Source organism: Cytobacillus oceanisediminis 2691, assembly GCF_000294775.2.
Classification (GTDB): Bacteria; Bacillota; Bacilli; order Bacillales; family Cytobacillaceae; genus Cytobacillus; species Cytobacillus pseudoceanisediminis.
The window spans coordinates 3,908,600-3,928,609 of the sequence record NZ_CP015506.1 but is presented as its reverse complement, the minus strand read 5'-3'; the positions used below and the strand labels follow the sequence as shown (position 1 = coordinate 3,928,609).

The 20,010-nt window shown below is 40.8% G+C and carries 21 protein-coding genes and 1 riboswitch; of the genes, 19 read left to right on the top strand and 2 right to left on the bottom strand.

The window, feature by feature from the left end:
- Window positions 1-124: 124 nt before the first annotated feature.
- Window positions 125-223: a YjcZ family sporulation protein gene (locus A361_RS19765; protein ID WP_019380349.1), complete on the bottom strand. Its 99-nt coding sequence runs from the start codon at window positions 221-223 to the stop codon at window positions 125-127.
- A 211-nt stretch (window positions 224-434) separates the two neighbouring features.
- Between A361_RS19765 and A361_RS19760 the strand changes: the two genes are divergently transcribed.
- The 19 genes from A361_RS19760 (at window position 435) to A361_RS19670 (ending at window position 19,473) form a co-directional block, all read left to right on the top strand.
- Window positions 435-1,196: a segregation/condensation protein A gene (locus A361_RS19760; RefSeq protein ID WP_009332813.1), complete on the top strand. Its 762-nt coding sequence runs from the start codon at window positions 435-437 to the stop codon at window positions 1,194-1,196.
- A gap of 1 nt (window position 1,197) precedes the next feature.
- Complete coding sequence (gene scpB / locus A361_RS19755) at window positions 1,198-1,785, top strand: SMC-Scp complex subunit ScpB (protein WP_019380350.1); 588 nt, start codon at window positions 1,198-1,200, stop codon at window positions 1,783-1,785.
- Between the two features lie 119 nt (window positions 1,786-1,904).
- Window positions 1,905-2,324: a hypothetical protein gene (locus A361_RS19750; protein ID WP_019380351.1), complete on the top strand. Its 420-nt coding sequence runs from the start codon at window positions 1,905-1,907 to the stop codon at window positions 2,322-2,324.
- Between the two features lie 31 nt (window positions 2,325-2,355).
- A complete protein-coding gene (locus A361_RS19745; RefSeq protein WP_009332810.1) occupies window positions 2,356-2,844 on the top strand; it encodes a YpuI family protein in 489 nt (162 codons plus the stop codon).
- 183 nt (window positions 2,845-3,027) lie between these two features.
- Window positions 3,028-3,918, top strand: a complete 891-nt coding sequence (locus tag A361_RS19740) for a superoxide dismutase (protein ID WP_019380352.1) — start codon at window positions 3,028-3,030, stop codon at window positions 3,916-3,918.
- A gap of 224 nt (window positions 3,919-4,142) precedes the next feature.
- A complete protein-coding gene (locus tag A361_RS19735; RefSeq protein ID WP_019380354.1) occupies window positions 4,143-5,294 on the top strand; it encodes a D-alanyl-D-alanine carboxypeptidase family protein in 1,152 nt (383 codons plus the stop codon).
- Complete coding sequence (locus A361_RS19730; protein ID WP_019380355.1) at window positions 5,287-5,874, top strand: nucleoside recognition domain-containing protein; 588 nt, start codon at window positions 5,287-5,289, stop codon at window positions 5,872-5,874. Before A361_RS19735 ends, A361_RS19730 begins: the two co-directional genes overlap by 8 nt.
- 7 nt (window positions 5,875-5,881) lie before the next feature.
- Window positions 5,882-6,418, top strand: a complete 537-nt coding sequence (locus tag A361_RS19725) for a spore maturation protein (RefSeq protein WP_009332806.1) — start codon at window positions 5,882-5,884, stop codon at window positions 6,416-6,418.
- 457 nt (window positions 6,419-6,875) lie between these two features.
- Window positions 6,876-7,601: a 23S rRNA pseudouridine(2605) synthase RluB gene (rluB, locus tag A361_RS19720; protein ID WP_019380356.1), complete on the top strand. Its 726-nt coding sequence runs from the start codon at window positions 6,876-6,878 to the stop codon at window positions 7,599-7,601.
- 184 nt (window positions 7,602-7,785) lie between these two features.
- On the top strand, window positions 7,786-8,310 hold the full coding sequence (resA, locus tag A361_RS19715; RefSeq protein WP_019380357.1) for a thiol-disulfide oxidoreductase ResA: 525 nt from the start codon (window positions 7,786-7,788) through the stop codon (window positions 8,308-8,310).
- A 19-nt stretch (window positions 8,311-8,329) separates the two neighbouring features.
- On the top strand, window positions 8,330-9,961 hold the full coding sequence (gene resB / locus A361_RS19710) for a cytochrome c biogenesis protein ResB (RefSeq protein ID WP_019380358.1): 1,632 nt from the start codon (window positions 8,330-8,332) through the stop codon (window positions 9,959-9,961).
- Between the two features lie 12 nt (window positions 9,962-9,973).
- On the top strand, window positions 9,974-11,155 hold the full coding sequence (ccsB, locus tag A361_RS19705) for a c-type cytochrome biogenesis protein CcsB (protein ID WP_009332802.1): 1,182 nt from the start codon (window positions 9,974-9,976) through the stop codon (window positions 11,153-11,155).
- Window positions 11,156-11,855: 700 nt separating this feature from the next.
- Complete coding sequence (locus A361_RS19700) at window positions 11,856-12,572, top strand: response regulator transcription factor (RefSeq protein ID WP_019380359.1); 717 nt, start codon at window positions 11,856-11,858, stop codon at window positions 12,570-12,572.
- On the top strand, window positions 12,569-14,353 hold the full coding sequence (locus A361_RS19695; protein ID WP_019380360.1) for an ATP-binding protein: 1,785 nt from the start codon (window positions 12,569-12,571) through the stop codon (window positions 14,351-14,353). The genes A361_RS19700 and A361_RS19695 overlap by 4 nt, the downstream gene beginning before the upstream one ends.
- Window positions 14,354-14,607: 254 nt before the next feature.
- Complete coding sequence (gene sigX / locus A361_RS19690) at window positions 14,608-15,159, top strand: RNA polymerase sigma factor SigX (protein WP_019380361.1); 552 nt, start codon at window positions 14,608-14,610, stop codon at window positions 15,157-15,159.
- Window positions 15,134-16,402 carry a hypothetical protein gene (locus A361_RS19685; protein ID WP_019380362.1) on the top strand — a complete coding sequence of 423 codons (1,269 nt, stop codon included), beginning with the start codon at window positions 15,134-15,136 and terminating at the stop codon, window positions 16,400-16,402. The genes sigX and A361_RS19685 overlap by 26 nt, the downstream gene beginning before the upstream one ends.
- A 218-nt stretch (window positions 16,403-16,620) precedes the next feature.
- Window positions 16,621-17,520 carry a LysM peptidoglycan-binding domain-containing protein gene (locus tag A361_RS19680; RefSeq protein WP_019380364.1) on the top strand — a complete coding sequence of 300 codons (900 nt, stop codon included), beginning with the start codon at window positions 16,621-16,623 and terminating at the stop codon, window positions 17,518-17,520.
- A gap of 69 nt (window positions 17,521-17,589) precedes the next feature.
- Window positions 17,590-18,402 carry a histidinol-phosphatase gene (locus A361_RS19675; RefSeq protein ID WP_019380365.1) on the top strand — a complete coding sequence of 271 codons (813 nt, stop codon included), beginning with the start codon at window positions 17,590-17,592 and terminating at the stop codon, window positions 18,400-18,402.
- Window positions 18,403-18,554: 152 nt separating this feature from the next.
- Window positions 18,555-18,726, top strand: a riboswitch (FMN riboswitch).
- A 162-nt stretch (window positions 18,727-18,888) separates the two neighbouring features.
- Window positions 18,889-19,473 carry an ECF transporter S component gene (locus tag A361_RS19670; protein ID WP_009332794.1) on the top strand — a complete coding sequence of 195 codons (585 nt, stop codon included), beginning with the start codon at window positions 18,889-18,891 and terminating at the stop codon, window positions 19,471-19,473.
- A gap of 145 nt (window positions 19,474-19,618) precedes the next feature.
- On the opposite strand, the gene A361_RS19665 is transcribed toward A361_RS19670, so the two are convergent.
- A complete protein-coding gene (locus A361_RS19665) occupies window positions 19,619-19,867 on the bottom strand; it encodes a ferredoxin (RefSeq protein WP_009332793.1) in 249 nt (82 codons plus the stop codon).
- Window positions 19,868-20,010 lie beyond the last annotated feature (143 nt).

The following is a 20,010-nucleotide window of genomic DNA, read 5'->3' as shown; positions in this document are numbered from 1 at the left end:
GATTTAACCGGGCTTTTGAACACGTATATTTTGGCGCTTCTGGCTGGTCTCTGAAAGGCAATCCTTTTTCAGGTCCAGCCAGCAAAGTGCTGAATTTGTTATTTACTGTATTTAACGCAACAATTTAGAAGCACCAGGAAGCTCCTACAATAATTAAAAGGATGAACAACACTACAATTAAAGCAAACCCGGTTCCGCAATCTCCAAATCCAGAATTAGACATTCAAAATACCTCCTGTATCTTTATTTCCATACATCGTATGTAGGCAATTGCCTGAATGATTGGGCGCATCAAAAAAATTTGAAAATGAAATTGGGGGCATTCCGGACATCAGGGTTATTTTTCTATTGGATAACATTAATGAATAATCTATACTAGATATAGTCTTTTGGCGTTTAACGGAATCAATATTAGGAAAATTTGGTGGGTATTTATGCAATATGATCATTATAACGTAAAAATAGATGCGTTCGAGGGGCCGCTGGATCTCCTTCTTCATCTTATCAATCGGCTGGAAATCGATATCTATGACATTCCTGTATCAGAAATAACCGAGCAATACCTCATTTATATACATACAATGAAAGAGCTCCAGCTTGACGTAGCAAGCGAATATCTTGTGATGGCAGCTACACTGCTGGCTATTAAAAGCAAAATGCTCCTGCCAAAGCATGAAGAGGAAGAGCTGGAGGATGAATTTGGAATGGAAATGGAGGAAGATCCAAGAGATGAACTTGTAGAACGGCTGATTGAATACCGTAAATATAAGGAAGCTGCAGAAGAGCTTAAGGAGCGCGAACAGGATAGAAGTTTAATGTATACAAAGCCGCCTGCAGACCTTTCAGAATATGTGAATGATTCTCAGCAGGAAAAAGCTGATTTGAATGTAAGTCTTTATGATATGCTTGGTGCTCTGCAAAAGTTATTAAGAAGGAAGAAACTGCAAAGGCCGCTTTCTGCGAAAGTTGCCCGTCAGGAGATTCCCATAGAGAAGCGGATGTCTGAAATTGTGGACCAATTAAGGAATTTTAAGGGGAGGAAAAAATTCACCGACCTTTTTCCAATATCAGACAGAGAACATATAGTGGTTACTTTCTTGGCGGTGCTGGAGTTAATCAAGCGCAAAGAAATACAGGTCGAGCAGGACAGAAACTTCTCGGATATCTTTGTAGCGTCCATGGAAGGAGACAAATAGTATGGAGATTATTAATTGGAAAGGAATTGCTGAAAGCCTTCTGTTTGCAGCCGGTGATGAAGGCTTATCCCTAAAGCAAATTGCCCATGTTCTGGAGGTGGAAGAACTTCAGGCCCGTGAAATCATGGACAGCCTTATTGAAGACTACAGCAATAGCAGCCGCGGAATTATGGTGGTTGAACTGGCAGGGACTTTTCAGCTGGTTACGAAAAAAGAGTTTTCTGCGTATTTAAAAAAGCTGGTAGAATCTCCATCGTCCGCTTCCTTATCTCAGGCGGCACTCGAGACATTGGCAATCATTGCTTACAGACAGCCTATTACAAGGACAGAGATTGAAGAGATAAGGGGAGTCAAGACAGAGAGGCCTCTTCAGACATTATCGGCAAAAGTACTGATTAAAGAAGTTGGACGGGCAGAAGGAACAGGGCGGGCCTACCTGTATGGAACGACTAAAGAATTCCTTGATTATTTTGGCCTTAAAAGCATAGAAGAGCTTCCGCCGCTCCTCGATAAGGTTAGTGAAGAAGAGGATTCCTTCCAGGAAGAGGCAGATTTATTCTTTGAGAAGTTCCAGGAGCTAGATTCTTGAGTTTTCTGACACATTACATAGGAAGTGTGGTAAAATAGATTTATATTTTTCCCTTTCCTTTTAAAACAGCTGTCATACATATCATCTTAAAACCGTCGGGGGAAATAGGAGGGTTTTGCTTGCTGATTAAACATTGCATTGGATACGAGCTTGAAAAAGAAAAGCCGAACACTTCGGAAGACTTTTTTAACAGAAGCGAGATTGTGTTCGAAGAAGATGGGCAGGAGAAAACTTTTCATGTTTTATATGTCCGTTTCTTTGATGAATCCATGAATGAGTTCACACCCTATGAACAGGACCCGGTCTTCATTGCTGGTTCGAGAGAGGTGCAGTTCAAGGATCTTGTTGCTCTTTCATGTTTATTAAAGAACCCGGGTTTTAGGCATCGCAAACGAATTTATCTTAACTCAAAGGCTGATTTTGCATCCTATTTTCAGGATCTGGACTTTTCCAAGCTTCCATCCATTTTTGAAGCGCTGGAGAATAAAAAATCCTTTGACCTGCGATCACCTTTAGATTTTATTGTTCAACCGCAGTAATAGCCAGTGTATAAATACGGGGGTGTAATGGATGGGGAATTCAATCGTTAAATCACAAATGGAAGATGTGAAAAATTTCCTCGGTAATAGCGTTGCCGCTTTTGAAGATTTCTTAAATAATACAACGATTAAAGATCTTGAAACAGAAAAGCAGGGAAATGTGAATTATTATAAAAGCATTCTTTCACATGTCAGAAAACTCCTGGTTTATTGTGAAGAAGGGCTTGATACCTGCACGATCATTTTAAAAAGTGAACCCTTCCAAAAGGGGGCTGCCGAAAAGACATTATATCGGATTTACCATCAGTGCATTGAAGAGTTTTTCTCTCCGAAAAATGATGCCTGGTTTGAGAATAGCCGTTCAGCATATACTGGAAAAAACTCAATCCAATTCCACGAGGAAGTTCCTGACAGCCTAAAAACAATGTTCAGGCAGCTGGAAGGAGAGTTCCAGCGGATTCGGGAGGAACTTGAATATTACGAAACCGACTACCGGACAAAAATGATTCAATCAAAATAGGAATGTTGAAGAACAGCAGGCGGCTGTTCTTTTTTTTGTGGGCGGGTTTACTGCAGTCTAGCGGGCAGTAAAAGATTGAAGTTTCACTTTATATGCAGGTTTCCAATTTTCTTTGGAAAACGTACAAACTTCCACTCATACAAATAGAAAGTGAGCTATAAAAAGAAGTGAGTGAGGGATTGTATGAGTAAAATGGAAGATTACATCAAGGAAGTTACAAAATGGAACAAAGAGCTAAGAGATTTCTTAGACTCGGAGGATGTTGAACAAAACGATGAACTGTGGCAAAGGCTGGATCATTTTACCGAAATTATGGATGGAATAAACGGTCCCCTCGATATTGAAGCCCTGGAAAAGCTGCAGGAACACGTAGATACTCTTCATTCCGATATGGAGAATTATTTTACTAATAGACAGCAGCTTGGAAATATCTATATCAATGAACCGTACATTTCTGCGGGTAAGCACTTTTTGCCTCCGCTCCCTTATGATTACAGTGCACTTGAACCGCATATCTCAGGTGAAATTATGAGACTGCATCATGATAAGCATCATCAATCTTATGTGGATGGATTGAATAAAGCAGAAGTGATGCTTCAAAATGCGAGAGACAATAATGACTACAGTCTCGTAAAACACTGGTCCCGTGAACTCGCCTTTCATGGATCGGGCCATTATTTGCATACGATATTCTGGAATAATATGAGCCCTGAGGGCGGAGGAAAACCTTCTGGGGCACTCCTCAAAGAAATTAACAAATACTTTGGGAGCTTTGAGAGGTTCAAAAACCATTTCACTGAAGCAGCCAAACAGGTAGAGGGCGTAGGCTGGGCAATACTGGTCTGGTCGCCAAGAGCGCGCAGACTCGAAATACTTCAGTCGGAAAGACATATGCTCTTAACCCAGTGGGATACGATCCCATTGCTGGTTTTAGATGTATGGGAACATGCATATTATCTGCAATATAAAAATAATCGTGGAGATTATGTGAAAAGTTGGTGGAATGTTGTCAACTGGAAGGATGTAGAAGACAGGTATTTAAAAGCATCTGAGTTAAAATGGAAGCCGTTCTAAATAGGAGAAGAAATAAGAAAAAGGGGAGTACCAAGAGTATTCCCCTCATTTTTGATGGACAAGCCTTTTCCAAAGCCGCCTGACAAGTCAAACTTAATAGTCATATCACTACTTGTCCTGCATAAACTTGTACAAATAAATGAAAAACATGGAGCTCCTCTCTGCGGGGGGATCCTGTATTTCGCTCAATTTGACATTCCACAAAGGAGACGGGGTTTTGTGCAATGAAATGGTTTAGAAGGCTGATGGCCATGGTTTTGGCCACCGCGTTGATGGTGATGAATATTCCTCAGAAGGCAGAAGCGTCTGTTTCAGTAAGTGCCCGGAGTGCCATATTAATGGAGCAGGATTCTGGCCGTATCCTTTACCAGAAAGATGCAAATGAAGTGAGGAGAATAGCAAGTATTACAAAAATAATGACAGCAATTCTGGCTATAGAGTCCGGAAAAATGGACGACATGGTTAAAGTAAGTGAGCGTGCTGTCAGAGCGGAAGGCTCCTCGATTTATCTAAAGGCAGGCGAAAAAATTAAGCTTGAAGATCTGGTCTATGGACTCATGCTTCGTTCAGGCAATGACTCTGCTGTTGCAATCGCAGAGCATGTTGGCGGAAGTCTTGAAGGATTCGGCTTTTTAATGAATAAGAAAGCTGAAGAGATTGGCATGAAGAACACACATTTCGCAAATCCCCATGGTCTGGATGATCATGAAGACCATTATTCGACAGCGTATGATATGGCTTTGCTGACCAGGTATGCAATGAATAATGAGACATACCAAAAGATTGCTGGTACAAAGGTGCACAGAGCACCAAATCCGAATGAAAGCTGGGACAGGGTGTGGAAAAATAAAAATAGGCTCCTGACTGAATTATATGAGTATTGCACCGGGGGAAAAACAGGATATACAAAAAGGGCAAAAAGAACTCTTGTTACAACAGCATCCAAAGGCAGCCTTAATCTGATTGCAGTAACCTTAAACGGACCCGATGACTGGAATGACCATATTAATATGTATGAGACAGCTTTTAAAACCTATGAAATTGTGGAAGTCCTGCCCGAGGGAATTATAGATGATATTGATGAAGAATATTATAAAGGCAAAGTTTATTTAAAGCATCCCTACCACTACCCTGTTTTAAAAGAGGAAAAAGACAAGTTTAAGATTAATATAGAGCTGCAGAAACCTGAAACAGAGTGGAAAGACAGCCGGACAATGCCTGAAGTCATAGGACAGGCAACAGTGTATTTTGAAGATCAGCCTGTTAAAAAACTTCCTTTATATTACAAGCATGATAAAGCAAAAGAAGATAAATCGCTTTTAGAATACTTTAAGGGTCTTTTTACCTCCATTGCGGGAGTGAAGATCAATGGTTAATATCATTTGGGTAATGCTTACCGCTATAGGCATTGTCTTTGCCATGATAAATGGCACCATAAACGAAGTGAACGAAGCCATTTTCAATGGTGCAAAAGAAGCGGTCACGTTATGTATCGGTCTAATCAGCATACTCGTTTTTTGGCTGGGAATGATGAGAATTGCAGAGGATGCCGGATTGCTGAAGAAGCTTGCTTCCTTATTCCGGCCTCTTGTGAAAAGGCTATTTCCAGAGGTGCCGGGTGATCACCCGGCGATGGGATATATGCTGTCAAACATGATGGCCAATATGTTCGGTCTTGGAAACGCAGCTACCCCGCTCGGTATAAAAGCTATGGAAGAGCTGAAGCAATTGAATGGGGGCAAAAATGAAGCGAGCCGCTCTATGATTACCTTTCTGGCCATCAATACTTCAAGTCTTACTTTAATTCCTACAACCGTGATTGCAATACGGATGAATTATAATTCCGCCTCGCCAACTGATATTGTAGGTCCCACTTTAGTGGCTACATTCTGTTCAACATTGGCCGCAATAATGATTGACCGTTATTTCTATTATCGAAGAACGCGTAAAGGATGAGGTTAGGATGGAGATTGTGTCAGCTGTTTCCCTTTGGTTAATTCCTATTTTAATAGGATTTATATTAATATATGGAACATTTAAGAAAGTTCCTACCTATGAAAGCTTTACTGAAGGCGGAAAAGAAGGCATAAAAATTGCTGTATCCATCATTCCGTTTCTTGTCGGCATGCTTGTAGCCATATCGGTCTTCAGGGCTTCCGGCGCTCTGGAGTATTTTATGGATCTGATCAGGCCCGGACTAGATGCCCTTGGAGTACCTCCTGATATCGTGCCCCTGGCTATTATCCGTCCGATCTCTGGTACTGCAGCTCTGGGAATGACCAGTGATTTAATCGCTGTCCATGGTCCCGACTCGTTCATAGGCAGACTTGCCTCAGTGCTTCAGGGCAGTACAGATACAACTTTTTATGTACTGACGGTCTACTTTGGGGCGGTAGGAATCAAAAAAATGGGAGATGCCCTCAAAGTCGGACTCTTAGCCGATTTGGCAGGCATCATTGCCTCCATAGTGATTGTAACACTTGTTTTTGGAAATATGTAAAACAGAATGGAAAATAAAAGGCGTTTAATATAGGGTCTTAACGATGAGTCAGGTTGTTGCTATTTAACTGCAAACGAAGTTTAACCATCGGGCTGATTGGACTGGAGAGCACTTGATCCTCGAAAATGCATTCGTATTTTCTTCGTGCGGTGTAAATTCACAGAAGAAAATCCAATGTCCGGCGTGAGGAGGCTATCGTTCCTCTCTGCGGATTCACTAGCCGCAGCGGAAATCAGCGGATATCAGTTTAAAAACAAAACATCCTATTAATTAAAAGATACCTAATTAGGTGTCTTTTTTTATTTTTATCTAAATTCCAACATTCAGTAATTACAGACTATTTCTGATGCAAGCTGTTTTAACTATGGTTTGCTTTGAAAACTTGACGAATTATGTCATAATTCAGTAGGAGTGAAAAAGTATGAAATACTGTTAATAAAACTTTGAGGTGACATATATGGAAAGATTGCAGAAGGTTATTGCCCATGCTGGGTTTGCTTCGCGAAGAAAAGCGGAAGAGCTAATGGCTGAAGGCCGTGTAAAGGTTAATGGAAAAACAGTGAAGGAACTGGGAGTTAAGGTCTCTCCTTCAGATCGGATTGAAGTGGATGGAATTCCAGTTGAGAGAGAGGAGCCCGTTTATTTCCTTCTCTATAAGCCAAGAGGAGTAATTTCTGCCGTTTCCGATGATAAAGGCAGAAAAGTCGTCACGGATTTCTTTGAAGGAATCAAACAAAGAATTTACCCTGTTGGCAGATTGGATTACGATACATCCGGAATTCTCATTCTTACCAATGACGGGGAATTTGCAAATCTTTTAATGCACCCAAGCAATGAGATTGAAAAAGTCTACGTTGCCAAGATAAAAGGCATCCCTTCAAAAGAAAGCATGAGAAGCCTTCAAAGAGGAGTGGTCCTCGAAGATGGAAAAACAGCGCCTGCTAAAACCAAACTTTTATCAATGGATAAGAAAAAACAGACAGCCATTGTGGAAATCAGCATCCATGAAGGACGAAATCGCCAGGTTAGAAGGATGTTTGAAGCCATTGGCCATCCTGTTCTGAAACTGAAGAGGGAGAGATACGGCTATCTTACTTTGCAGGGTTTATCAGCGGGAGATGCGAGAGAACTTACTGCCCATGAAGTTAAACAGCTGCGGGCACTTGCTATGAAGAAGAAATAGTGAGCACAATAAAAATTCATAGAAGTGTCACAGTTACGATAATTTGTTAACAATATAGGTATGATGAAAAATGCTATAATAGTAAACAGCTATGAGGCTAAATTCTTTTTCCATATGTTACATATTAACGTATTAAAGGTACGATTTTTGATCTGAAAAGGATGCCTTAGGAGGGAAGTTTTTTATGAAGAAGCAGCGTCTGGTAATGAGAACAGTCATATTGCTTGTCCTTGGTGCTGCCGTGGCATATACGCTATACGCTAATTTTACGAAAGACAAGATTCAAAAGGTTGCTGTAGGAGAAAAGGCACCTGATTTCGTTTTGACAGACATGGATGGAAATAAACACCGGTTATCAGATTATGAAGGCCAGGGTGTTTTCCTGAACTTTTGGGGAACATGGTGCAAGCCCTGTGAGAAAGAAATGCCATATATGAACAACCAATACAAGCAATTTAAAGATGAGGGTGTTCAGGTTTTGGCTGTCAATGTAGGAGAAACAGATTTGGCAGTTAATAAATTTTCTGAGCGTTACGATTTATCTTTCCCGATTGTCATTGATAAGAATACCCAGGTTCAATCAGCTTACGGGATTAATCCTCTTCCTGCAACTTTCCTTATCGATAAAGACGGGAAGGTAGTCAAGTATATTACAGGAGAGTTGACTGAAGATACAATCAAGAACTATATGGAACAGATTAAACCATAAGTTACGGGGAGTTTTATATATGAAAGAAGTAAAATGCGACTGCGGCCATGTAAATCCCATAGGAACGATACTATGTGAGTCATGCGGCAAGGTATTGGAAGAAAAAGAAAAAGATAAGAAACTTCTGGATATGCGGTATGAAGGTAGTGCACGCCGTTCGCAAACCTATAACAAAACCATAATTGATAAAATATGGAATTTCTTCTCGTCTGTAAAGGTTGGAGTCTGGCTGATTGTCATAACGCTGATTGCTTCAGCCCTAGGAACGATTCTCCCTCAGGAAATGTATATTCCGCCGATCATGCCTGCTGAAGAATATTACGAAGATCAATATGGATGGATAGGCAAATTATACTATGATTTAGGATTCCATAACCTTTACAGCTCATGGTGGTATTTGATTTTGATTGCCTCAATCGGCATATCGCTTGTAATATGCAGTCTGGATAGGGTAATCCCTTTGTACAGGGCTCTAAAAAAACAGAGGGTAAGCCGTCATGAAAGCTATCTCCAGCGCCAGCGGGTTTTTGGGGTTTCACAGGCAGAAGACACTGATCAGGCATTTACTATGGCAAAAGAAAAATTAAAATCAAAGAAATACAGCATCAGAGAAGAGGATGGAAACATCCTTGCCGAGAAGGGACGTTTTTCAAGATGGGGCCCATACGTTAACCATGTAGGGCTTATCATATTTTTAATCGGCGGAATGCTGCGTTTTGTACCAGGCATGTACGTTGACAAAATACTCTGGATCCGGGAAGGCGAGACAAAGGTCATTCCTGAAACCAATGGAGAATACTACCTTAAAAATGATGGCTTCATCCTTGAAATGTACGATAAAGAGAAAGATAAAGAAGTGTTTGAAGAAGCGATCGATAAAGCAGGAATGGTAGCAAAAAATTATCAGTCCAATGTGACTCTTTATAAAAAACAGGGAGATACAGTTGCAGGGGAAGAGGCTGATCTCGAGAAAGTTAAGGATTTTGAAATTAAGGTAAATAACCCTCTGAAGTTTGAAAAATTTGCATTATACCAAGTAGATTACAAGCTTAATGAGCTTAACAAAATGTCCTTTGCCCTGACCAATAAAAAAACGGGTGAAGAATATGGTGATTTAACAGTCGACCTGAACGATCCTCAGGATGTATATGATCTTGGAAATGGCTATAAAGCTGAAGTTGTCAGCTATTTTCCTGATTTTGAATTTGATGAAAATGGGGAACCGATAACAAAGTCCAGAGTTCCTAATAATCCTGCCTTTGTTTTTAAAATGTATACTCCGGATAAGCCAGATGGCGAAATTAGCTTCGTTGCAATCAGACAGACAATTGAACCTTTTGGTGATAATGAATATAAGATGGCATTTAAAGGCATAGATACTAAAAATGTATCGGCTCTGACTGTCCGAAAAGATTTAACCCTATGGATTATTGCATTGGGCGGTGTTATTTTCATGATAGGTGTTGCACAGGGGTCTTATTGGAACCATCGAAGAATCTGGCTGCGCCGTGTCAATGGAGAAGTATGGGTAGCCGGACACACTAACAAAAACTGGCATGGACTTAAAAGGGAAATAGAGGCAGCATTGGACGGAACCGGAATTAAGGTGCCGGAAGACCAGCTGCAAAATCAAAGTGAAAAGAAAGGCTAAGGAGGAATCTGAGTGGTTACAATAAGCAGCAATTTACTATACACAGCTTTTATCCTCTATTTAATTGCTACTGTCTTTTTTGCTGGCTCCATAAAGGATAAGAAAAATACAAACAAAGGGCCAAACAAATGGGCGGCAATCGGATTATGGATTACCATTATCGGGTTTGCTGCACAGTTGGGCTACTTTATTACGAGATGGATTGCAGCCGGGCATGCGCCTGTCAGCAATTTATTTGAATTTACAACATTCTTTGGAATGTCGCTTGTAGGTGCTTTTATAGTGATTTACTTAATTTATAAAACACCTATTTTAGGAGTCTTTACGCTTCCTGTTGCTTTGCTTATGATCGCTTATGCAAGTATGTTTCCGCGGGAAGTTTCACCCCTGATCCCGGCTCTGCAGAGTGATTGGCTTCATATTCACGTTACAACTGCAGCAGTTGGACAGGCTATTTTAGCTGTCAGCTTTGCTGCAGGAATTATCTATTTGGTTAAATCAGTCGATCAATCTAAGCAAAGCAAACAGAGATTCTGGCTAGAAGCCGTTATGTTTGGCTTGGTTTGTACACTTGGCTTTATTATTATAAGCTCAAGCTTTTCAGCTTCCGGCTACAAGGCCGAATTTAACTGGGTTGATAAAAACGGACAGGAAGATGTTCTTGAGTATCATATGCCCGCTTTAACAGGTCCTAACGAAGGAAAGCTGATTACGGAAGGGAAATTTGAACCGCTGGCGGAAATGCCTGCAATTATTAATGCAAAAAAATTAAATACAGTTATATGGTCATTGGCTTCAGGTATCATTTTATATCTTGCATTAAGATTGATTCTCCGAAAAAGAGTTGGAGCTGCGCTTCAGCCGCTTGCTAAAAATATTAATCTGGATTTGGTTGATGAGATCGGCTACCGTTCAGTATTAATCGGATTTCCGGTATTTACGCTCGGAGCGTTGATATTTGCCATGATATGGGCACAAATTGCCTGGACTCGTTTCTGGGGATGGGATCCAAAGGAAGTATGGGCACTTATTACCTTCCTATTTTATGCTGCCTATCTTCACCTTCGCCTTTCAAAGGGCTGGCATGGTGAAAAGTCTGCGTGGCTTGCAGTAATCGGATTTATCATTATCATGTTTAATCTGGTTGCGGTAAACCTGGTCATTGCAGGATTGCACTCCTACGCCGGATCATAACAAGAAAAGCGGAAGCCGCCTTGCTCACCCCCGACAAGCACAAGACGGGCCTCCCGGAAAGGCGTCCTTTGCCTTTTTGGGAGGATTACTCGAAATGTGGAGGCGACTGCCCTATCAACGTACGCAGACTAAGATCGCCACGTCCTGTGGCAACGTCTGCATGACCCGCATCCTGCGGGCCTCAGGCATAAGACGGTTCCTGTAAGAAGGCGTTCTTCCTTCTGAAAGGAAACGCCTTATGACCCCGAGTCCCTAGGAGCCGAAACAAGACAAGCTTGTGACCTCGAGGGGGTAGGCGCTGGAGTTAGACAGTTCTCAAAATTCAAAGATAATAATTCTGATATTAATCATACAAGCCTTCACTTCACAACAGTGAAGGCTTTAATTAAAGCTATAATTCTTCTGTGATTTTCTGCTCTATATTTACTATGTGTCACCGCGATTTGATTGGAGCGGAAGGTGAGAGATCCTCGAATATGCATCCGCATTTTCTTCGTGCGGTGTTCTTTCGAGGAAGCTCATTCAACGTCCTACGGGAGTAGCGTACCAGGGGAGACCCCGCAGACGCTAAGCGTCGGAGAATCCAGGCAGCCCCGTGTGTCGCTAAGTGCCTGCAGCGGAAATCAACGGGCAGAATTCTTTAGCTAAAATAGATTTTTGAGAAGAGCCATTTCTATTGAACGTTAGGGGGATTTGAAAAATGGAAAACCAAGTGAAAATTCTACTAGTGGATGATGAAGAAAGAATCCGCCGTTTATTAAAGATGTACCTTGAGCGTGAAAATTATTCGATTGATGAAGCGGAAAATGGAAACCAGGCTTTGTCAAAGGCTCTCGCAAATGATTACGATGTCATCCTTTTGGATTTAATGATGCCCGGCAAAGACGGCATTGAAGTCTGCAGAGAGCTGAGAGAGAAAAAAGCTACTCCTGTGATCATGCTGACAGCCAAAGGGGAAGAAGTTAACCGCGTACAGGGATTTGAAGTGGGCACAGATGATTATATTGTAAAGCCTTTCAGCCCGAGGGAAGTTGTGCTGCGAGTGAAGGCATTATTGCGCAGGTCTTCTAAAACTACCTACCTTCAAACAGAAACAACAGCAAAGGATGTAATTGTTTTTCCTCATCTAACGATTGATAATGACGCTCACAAAGTGTTGGCTGATGGAAAAGAAGTCAGTTTAACGCCAAAGGAATATGAACTTCTCTATTTCCTGGCAAAGGCACCGGATAAGGTTTTTGACAGGGAGCAGCTGCTTAAGGAAGTTTGGCACTATGAATTTTTCGGAGATTTAAGAACTGTCGATACACATGTGAAGCGCTTGCGTGAAAAATTAAATAAAGTTTCTGAGCAGGCTGCCAGAATGATTGTCACTGTTTGGGGAGTGGGCTACAAGTTCGAGGTTATTAATGAATGATGCTCTTTAGGAGTGTTGCAGGTAAGCTTTGGGGCACAATTCTTTTGTTAGTTTCCTTTGTACTGCTGATTTTAACAGTCATGCTGCTTGAGTTTTTTGAAAATTACCATATAAATGAAACAGAGAAAGGATTATCAAATACAGCCCATAAAATAACCAGAATTTTAAAAGAGCATAAGCGTGAAGTTGGTTTGGAGATCTCCTGGGAACTTGTCGACGATGTTACAAAAGTAGTCATTATTAACTCGCCGAAAGAGTACTACTATTCTCCAAATCATACAGGTTCATTAAAACTCCCTATCTCCTACCTCACCGAGGAAGATGATTTAAAAGAAGTCCTCACGGAAGATAAGACTGTAAAAAAAGTAACATCCGTTAATCCTGAGTACACAGATGTAGCCGCAGATGATGACAGCAAGATTCTTATAATTGGGGTCCCTCTTGAAGGGGACAGCAGCAATGGGGCCGTCTTTATCTATCAATCCATTGAAGTCATGCATGAAACACTGCGTTCAACGACTAAATTTATTTTGCTGGCTGCAGGAGTTGCCATTATCCTAACAACCATCTTTGCATTTTTCTTATCGACAAGAATTAATGCTCCGCTCAGAAAAATGAAAGAAGCTGCCTTTGAGGTAGCAAGAGGTAAATTCGACACAAAGGTTCCGATCCTGACTAATGATGAGGTTGGCGAATTAGCCATGGCTTTTAATCAAATGGGCAGACAGCTGAAATTCAATATGAATGCTCTAAGCCAGGAAAAAGAACAGCTGGCAAGCATTCTAAGCGGGATGGCTGATGGGGTAATCACCTTCAACCGGGATGGCACGATCCTCATCACAAATCCTCCTGCAGAGCGGTTTTTGCAAAGCTGGTTTTATGAACTGGATGACATTGAGAATAATACAGAGGAAGTGCCATCCAAAGTCATGGAGCTTTTCCAGCTTGCTGTTAATACCGAGAAGGAGCAGATCGGAGAAATCTCTATACAAGGACGTTCCTGGGTGATAATCGTAAGCCCTCTTTATAATAATAAATATATAAGAGGAGCGGTTGCGGTTATCAGGGACATGACGGAAGAGCGTAAGCTTGATAAGCTCCGGAACGATTTTATAGCGAATGTTTCTCATGAATTAAGGACGCCGATTTCTATGATGCAGGGATATAGTGAAGCGATTGTCGATGATATTGCCGGAACGGACGAAGAGAAAAAAGAGATGGCAAGTGTCATTTATGATGAATCCCTGAGAATGGGCCGGCTTGTGAATGAATTGCTGGACCTTGCCAGAATGGAAGCCGGACATATTCAGCTGACAATGGAAGAAACTGAAGTGAATTCCTATCTGCAAAGAATTATCAGGAAGTTCCAGGGGCTGGCAAAAGAGAAGGAAATTAGTCTGGAACATGATCTGCAAAGCAAGGGTGTTCCTATTCAAATTGATCCGGACAGAATTGAACAGGTTATGACTAATCTGATTGATAATGCCATCCGGCATACCCCTCAGAATGGAGAGGTAAAAGTGCTCGAGAGAAGTGATGAACGGGGACTGTTTATCGAAGTGAGAGATTCTGGCTCAGGGATTCCTGAAGAAGACCTGCCGTTTGTATTTGAACGCTTTTATAAAGCGGACAAAGCAAGAACGAGAGGCCGATCTGGAACTGGCCTTGGCCTTGCAATTGCAAAAAATATAATTGAAGCTCATAAAGGACATATTACCGTTCAAAGCAAGACCGGACACGGTACGACATTTTCAATCTTTATCCCTCGAAATGAAGGATAAAGGCGAGAAATGTGGCGATTGTTCTTGATACACGGGAAACAATTTGTCATAGGCTTAGGGAAGGAGATGCATAAAGTTTCCTTCCCTTTTTTTTGAAATATAGTTCTAATCAACAGGCCGGGCGTTTTTGAAGGCAAGGGAGTAATCCTGCACCCAAACAGGCTCTTGCGCTTTTCTGCAAAATAATAATATAGTTAAACTGTAACTTTTTTTAGAGAGAGAACGACTATTTTATTGAACGGGGAGGGGAATCCATGGACTCCGTTTTTGATGATCTTTATAAAAAATACCATCATGACGTTTTTCAATTTCTATTTTATATGGTCAAAAACAAGGAACTGGCTGAGGATTTAGTCCAGGAAGTCTATATAAGAGTATTAAAATCATATGAAAAGTTTGAAGGGAAAAGCAGCGAAAAAACATGGCTCTTTTCCATTGCGCGGAATGTTGCCATAGATTCCTTTCGCAAGCAAAAGGGCTGGAAGCAAAGGATTATGGAGAAATTTGACTGGTCAACTCAGGAGGTAAAGGATGAACTTCCCTTGCCGGAAGAAATTGCCCTGCAAAGAGAAGAAATTCAGCTGATCTACCGCTGTCTGGATTTATGCACCATTGACCAGAGGCTTGTCATAATTATGAGATATATACATGAACTCAGCATTAATGAAACAGCTGATGCACTTGGCTGGTCCGAAAGCAAGGTTAAAACAACCCAGCATCGTGCCTTAAAGGTGCTTAAGAAACATATGGAAGATTTTAAGGTAAAGGAGGGAATGGATAATGAAGGAATCAAAGTGGAGCGATGAGCAGCTTCAGGAATTGCTGAGACAGTTGCCTAAAATTAAAGATGATCGTGATCCGAGAGACATTTATCAAACCATCGAAATTAAGATGGGAAAGCAAAAAAACAAAACATGGATCCTGCCATCTATCGCAGCGGCTGCTGCATTGCTCCTGCTTTTTATTCTCGTCCCAAACCTTATGAGCTGGCAGGAGTCTGCCGATAAGCAGGTCGAATCGAAAGCGGACCAATCAACCTCATCTGAACAAATAACAAGTGAAAATAACACTTTTCTGGAAGCAAAAGAGGAAGACTCTGAATTAATTGCTCAAGAGAAAGGCTCAGAAGAACAGGACCAGGCAGAGCTATCCGCTGAGCCGGAAGCGGAAGCGGAAGTAAATGATGAGGAGATAAGCCAGAAGACGGTTGCATCAGAATCTAGCCCTACTGCCGTTTATGAAGAAGATTTGGCAGGGAAAGAGGTACTGACTTATGCGATTCCAGATCAGGCTGCACAAAATATTGTACCCGTCAGTGTTTTAGTTGATGAAAATCCTGCCAGGACGAAATTTGAATTATTTGAAGACACAATGGGCAGGCTGACCGAAGATGAATGGGGTTTAGAGGATTACTATCCTCTGAAAGCAAATTTCACCTATGATCAGGGAAATAAAATGTTAACTGTTGATGTGCCAGCGGATCATCCATATAGTATGTCTTCCACGACAGAATTACTTTTAGAGAAGGTCTTGTCCAATATAATGAATAATCTTGATATTGAAAAGATTAACCTCATGACTGAAGGGGAAATCGGCATTGAATTTAGCCATTACGGATATAGAGAGGAATTTATCCCGGAAAATAGCAATGGTAACTTAATTTATTATTTCTTATATCCAAATGGCGCAGATTCAACACCATTCCTGGTCCCTCTAAGAGAGCAGCTCAACTCTATAAAAGATGCTCTAACAGCTATGAAGCAAAACCGGACTGAAAATAATTTACAGGCATCCATACCAGAAGACATTGATTTTGAAACAGAAGAAATACAGGATGGCAAACTCTTAATCCGTTTTAATAATGAATCAGAAATAATTGATGATGAATCAACACTTCATGCGATTGAAGCAATACTTCTGACGGCAAAAGACTTTGATTTTGACACGGTTAAATTGGAAAATGCAGATGTTGATAAAATAGGCAAGTTTGACCTTACAGAAGAATTAAAAGTACCAATAGCAGCGAATAAACGAGATTTGCCAAATTAGAGAGGCGGCCCATGTGGCTGCCTTTTCTTTTTTCAGGGATAAAAATCCCTCAGGTCTGCATAAAAACTATGCTGCTGGAAGTATACTAATAACTGTGCTTTTAAGAGCTTTATTATTAATTGTTCTAAAAGAGTACAAGCTGTCATAGGGTGAAAGAGAGTGCGGTCACTGAAAGGCACTCGTACGGATATTTCAGCTGACAACATAGGAGGAAAAGAATGAAGGATTACATAAGACGTTTCTTTATCGCAGGAATAATGGCTCTTTGTGTGAGTCTGTTATTTCTGGGAGGGAAGCATTCTAAAGCTGCCGAGCCAAAAATTCCGGAACTGACAGAGCATTGGGTATGGCCTGCAGATGGTGTAATTACAGACACGTTTGGGACAAGAGAAGGACAGCATAAAGGCATTGATATAGCTGGAGATTCCGGGTCTCCAGTTTATGCTGTTGACGCAGGAATTGTGTCCAGGTCTTATTATTCCCAAACATATGGAAATGTGATATTCATTAAACATAACAATCAAACTGAAACAGTATACGCCCATCTGGATAAACGCTTTTCTGCTGAAGGAGAAAGTGTTGGGCTGGGACAGAAAATCGGACTGATGGGAAGCACGGGTGACTCCTCAGGGGTGCATCTCCATTTTGAAATACATACGCAGGCATGGACAGCTGATAAAATAAATGCAGTTGACCCTTCTGTTGCATTTGGGATGGGAGAAGTTGGACAAGCTGTAAATGCAGTGATGAAAGTTGAAAATGCGCGTGAAGTTTCAGCACGGCCATCTAATTTTGAGTCAGGGAAAATAAAAAATGGTTTCGAGGAAACTTACCATATAGTTAAAACAGGGGAAACATTATGGTCCATTGCTGCACACTATAATTTGCGGGCCGGGGAAATTGCGGATTTAAATAATATTAATCCTGATCACATTTTTTCAGGTCAAAAACTATTGATAAAACCCGTGAAATCTTTAGAATACACTGTTAAACAGGGAGATACTCTATCTTCTATAGCAAAAATGCATGATACAACGGCAGAAACAATCAAAAAATTAAATAATGCTGATTCAGATACAATAAAAATTGGACAAATTCTAATCATTCGCAAAAAATAGAATAGAAATGATTGCACCGCTTTACTCCCTTAAAGTATAATGGGTAAAAAAACTGGGGGAGTTTGAGAAATGCTTACAGACTATCATAATCATCTCGAAAATGGCACGTTGAGCCTCGATTATTTAATAAAATTCACAGATGCTGCAGCCCGGAAAGGCATTGAATCTTTTGGAATCTCAGAGCATGCATATCATTTCTATCAGACAGCAGACATCCTGCAGAATTCATGGGTAAACGAAAGGCGCTTTTATGATATGAAAGACTATGTGAATGTTTTTCATGAAGCGTGGAGCAATGACATAGATGTGAAGATGTCAATTGAAATGGACTACACGCCAGGCAAACACCGTGAAATGGCGAAGTTTATCAATAGTTATTCTTTTGACTATGTTATTGGATCCATTCATTGGGTTGGAGATTTCGGCATAGACCTGGCTGAATTTAGGAAAGAATGGGACAAAAGGGATTTATATGATGTATATCGTAAGTACTTTGATCAGGTGGTCACTCTGGCTCAGTCAAATTTATTTGATATTGTTGGCCATTTAGACCTCGTGAAAATTTTTAAATATGTTCCCCAGGACGAAGAATTCCTGCTGGAGCAATATGATCGTGCAGCCAATGCGCTGGCAGAATCCAAGACATGTGTTGAAATCAGCACGGCTGGTCTGCGAAAACCAGTGGGGGAACTATACCCGGACAAACGGCTTCTTCAGAAATGCTATGATAAAAATATCCCGATTGTTCTTTCGTCTGATGCACACTTTCCTGAACATGTAGGTGCAGATTTTGAAAAAGCAATTGATCTTGCAAGAGAAGTGGGGTATCAGTCCATCATGACATTCTCAAAAGGAGAAAGAAAGGAATTTCCGCTTGGATAATATAAAGGATGGCATATTGCCGTCTTTTTTTGTTATATCGATAAAAATCTGTAAGGCTCTAGGTTAGAGAGATTCTCTATATCTGTCAGGTAAACATATCCCTTCACAGAATAACTTTTTTTCAGTATAATTAATTTGTATAAATAAATACGGTCTATCTTCGGGGCAGGGTGAAATTCCCGACCGGCGGTGATGGGTCATTCTTGACTCTAAGCCCGCGAGCCTGAAAGCAGAGTTTTTGAAGAGAAACCTTTGCGGTTAATTTGGGCAGGATTTGGTGCGATTCCAAAGCCGACAGTACAGTCTGGATGGGAGAAGATGGAGGTTCTGCAGACGTTCAAAAAATGCAGGTTTTGAACGTTATTAAGCGTGCCTTTGCAACTCTCCCTCAAGTTATATTAGCTTGAGGGTTATTTATTGCGAAGACATTTGCTTAGCTGAACCTTTCTTCTTTAGGAGAGATAGTCCTTAAAAGGAGAGAGGAACATGAAAAAACTTAATATCAAAACCATGGTTGCCATCGGAATGCTGAGCAGCATTTCTTACGTATTAATGCTTCTCAATTTTCCAATCCCGCCGTTTCCGCAATTTCTGATGATTGACTTCAGTGATATTCCTGCATTAATCGCTGCGTTAATTTTTGGGCCGGCAGCAGGGATTTTGGTGGAACTTATTAAGAATATTCTTGACTACTTCATGACAGGGAGTGCAACAGGAGTACCTGTTGGGCATATTGCAAACTTTGCCGCAGGCATTTTGTTCGTCCTGCCGACTTACTATATGTACAGCAAGCTGAAAACAAAAAAGGGCATGACGTTTGGACTTGTTATCGGCACAATGGTTATGGCTGTCATAATGAGTGTGCTTAATTACCTTGTTATACTGCCGGCATATACTTTCTTCCTTAACTTCCCTGCAATGTCAGCACCTGAAATGAGAACTATGATTGTGACAGGGATTTTGCCATTCAATATTATAAAAGGTTTAATCATTTCATTTGTTTTCATGCTTATTTTTACACGCATGAGAACTTGGGTGGAGAAGCAGGCTGTTATAAAAAGCGCAGCTTAATAATATATAAGTTTAAAGCAGCGGCAAATGTGCCGCTGCTTTTTCTATTCACTCCATTTAATCTTGTTAAATGTTAACATAAAAAACTCCCTTTCATGATGAAAGGGAGCAGCAGCTTAACAAAGGGTAAAGTATGGTTGAAGGATTATTCGTATTTAAGCGGATCGCCATCAAAAGCATCATCAGCTACTTTAATTGAATCGGTTGGGCAGCCTTCAAATGCATCCATCATATCATCAACTAATACATCAGGAATTTCAACGATACCCTGGTTATCATCAAGGGTAACGAAAGCGATGCCTTCATCATCATAATCATAAATGTCCGGTGCAGCTGCGCCGCAAGCTCCACATGCAATGCATGTTTCTTTGTCAACAATTGTATACTTTGCCATGAAAAAAACCTCCCAAGATTTAAACAATTAATCGTCCATCAAGATGATGGTAACACATTCCTCACATCTATTGTAAAACTGAATGTTCAACTTTTCAATAGAAAATGTATTGAGAATGCTTATCACACAAGGGTTTAGGCATA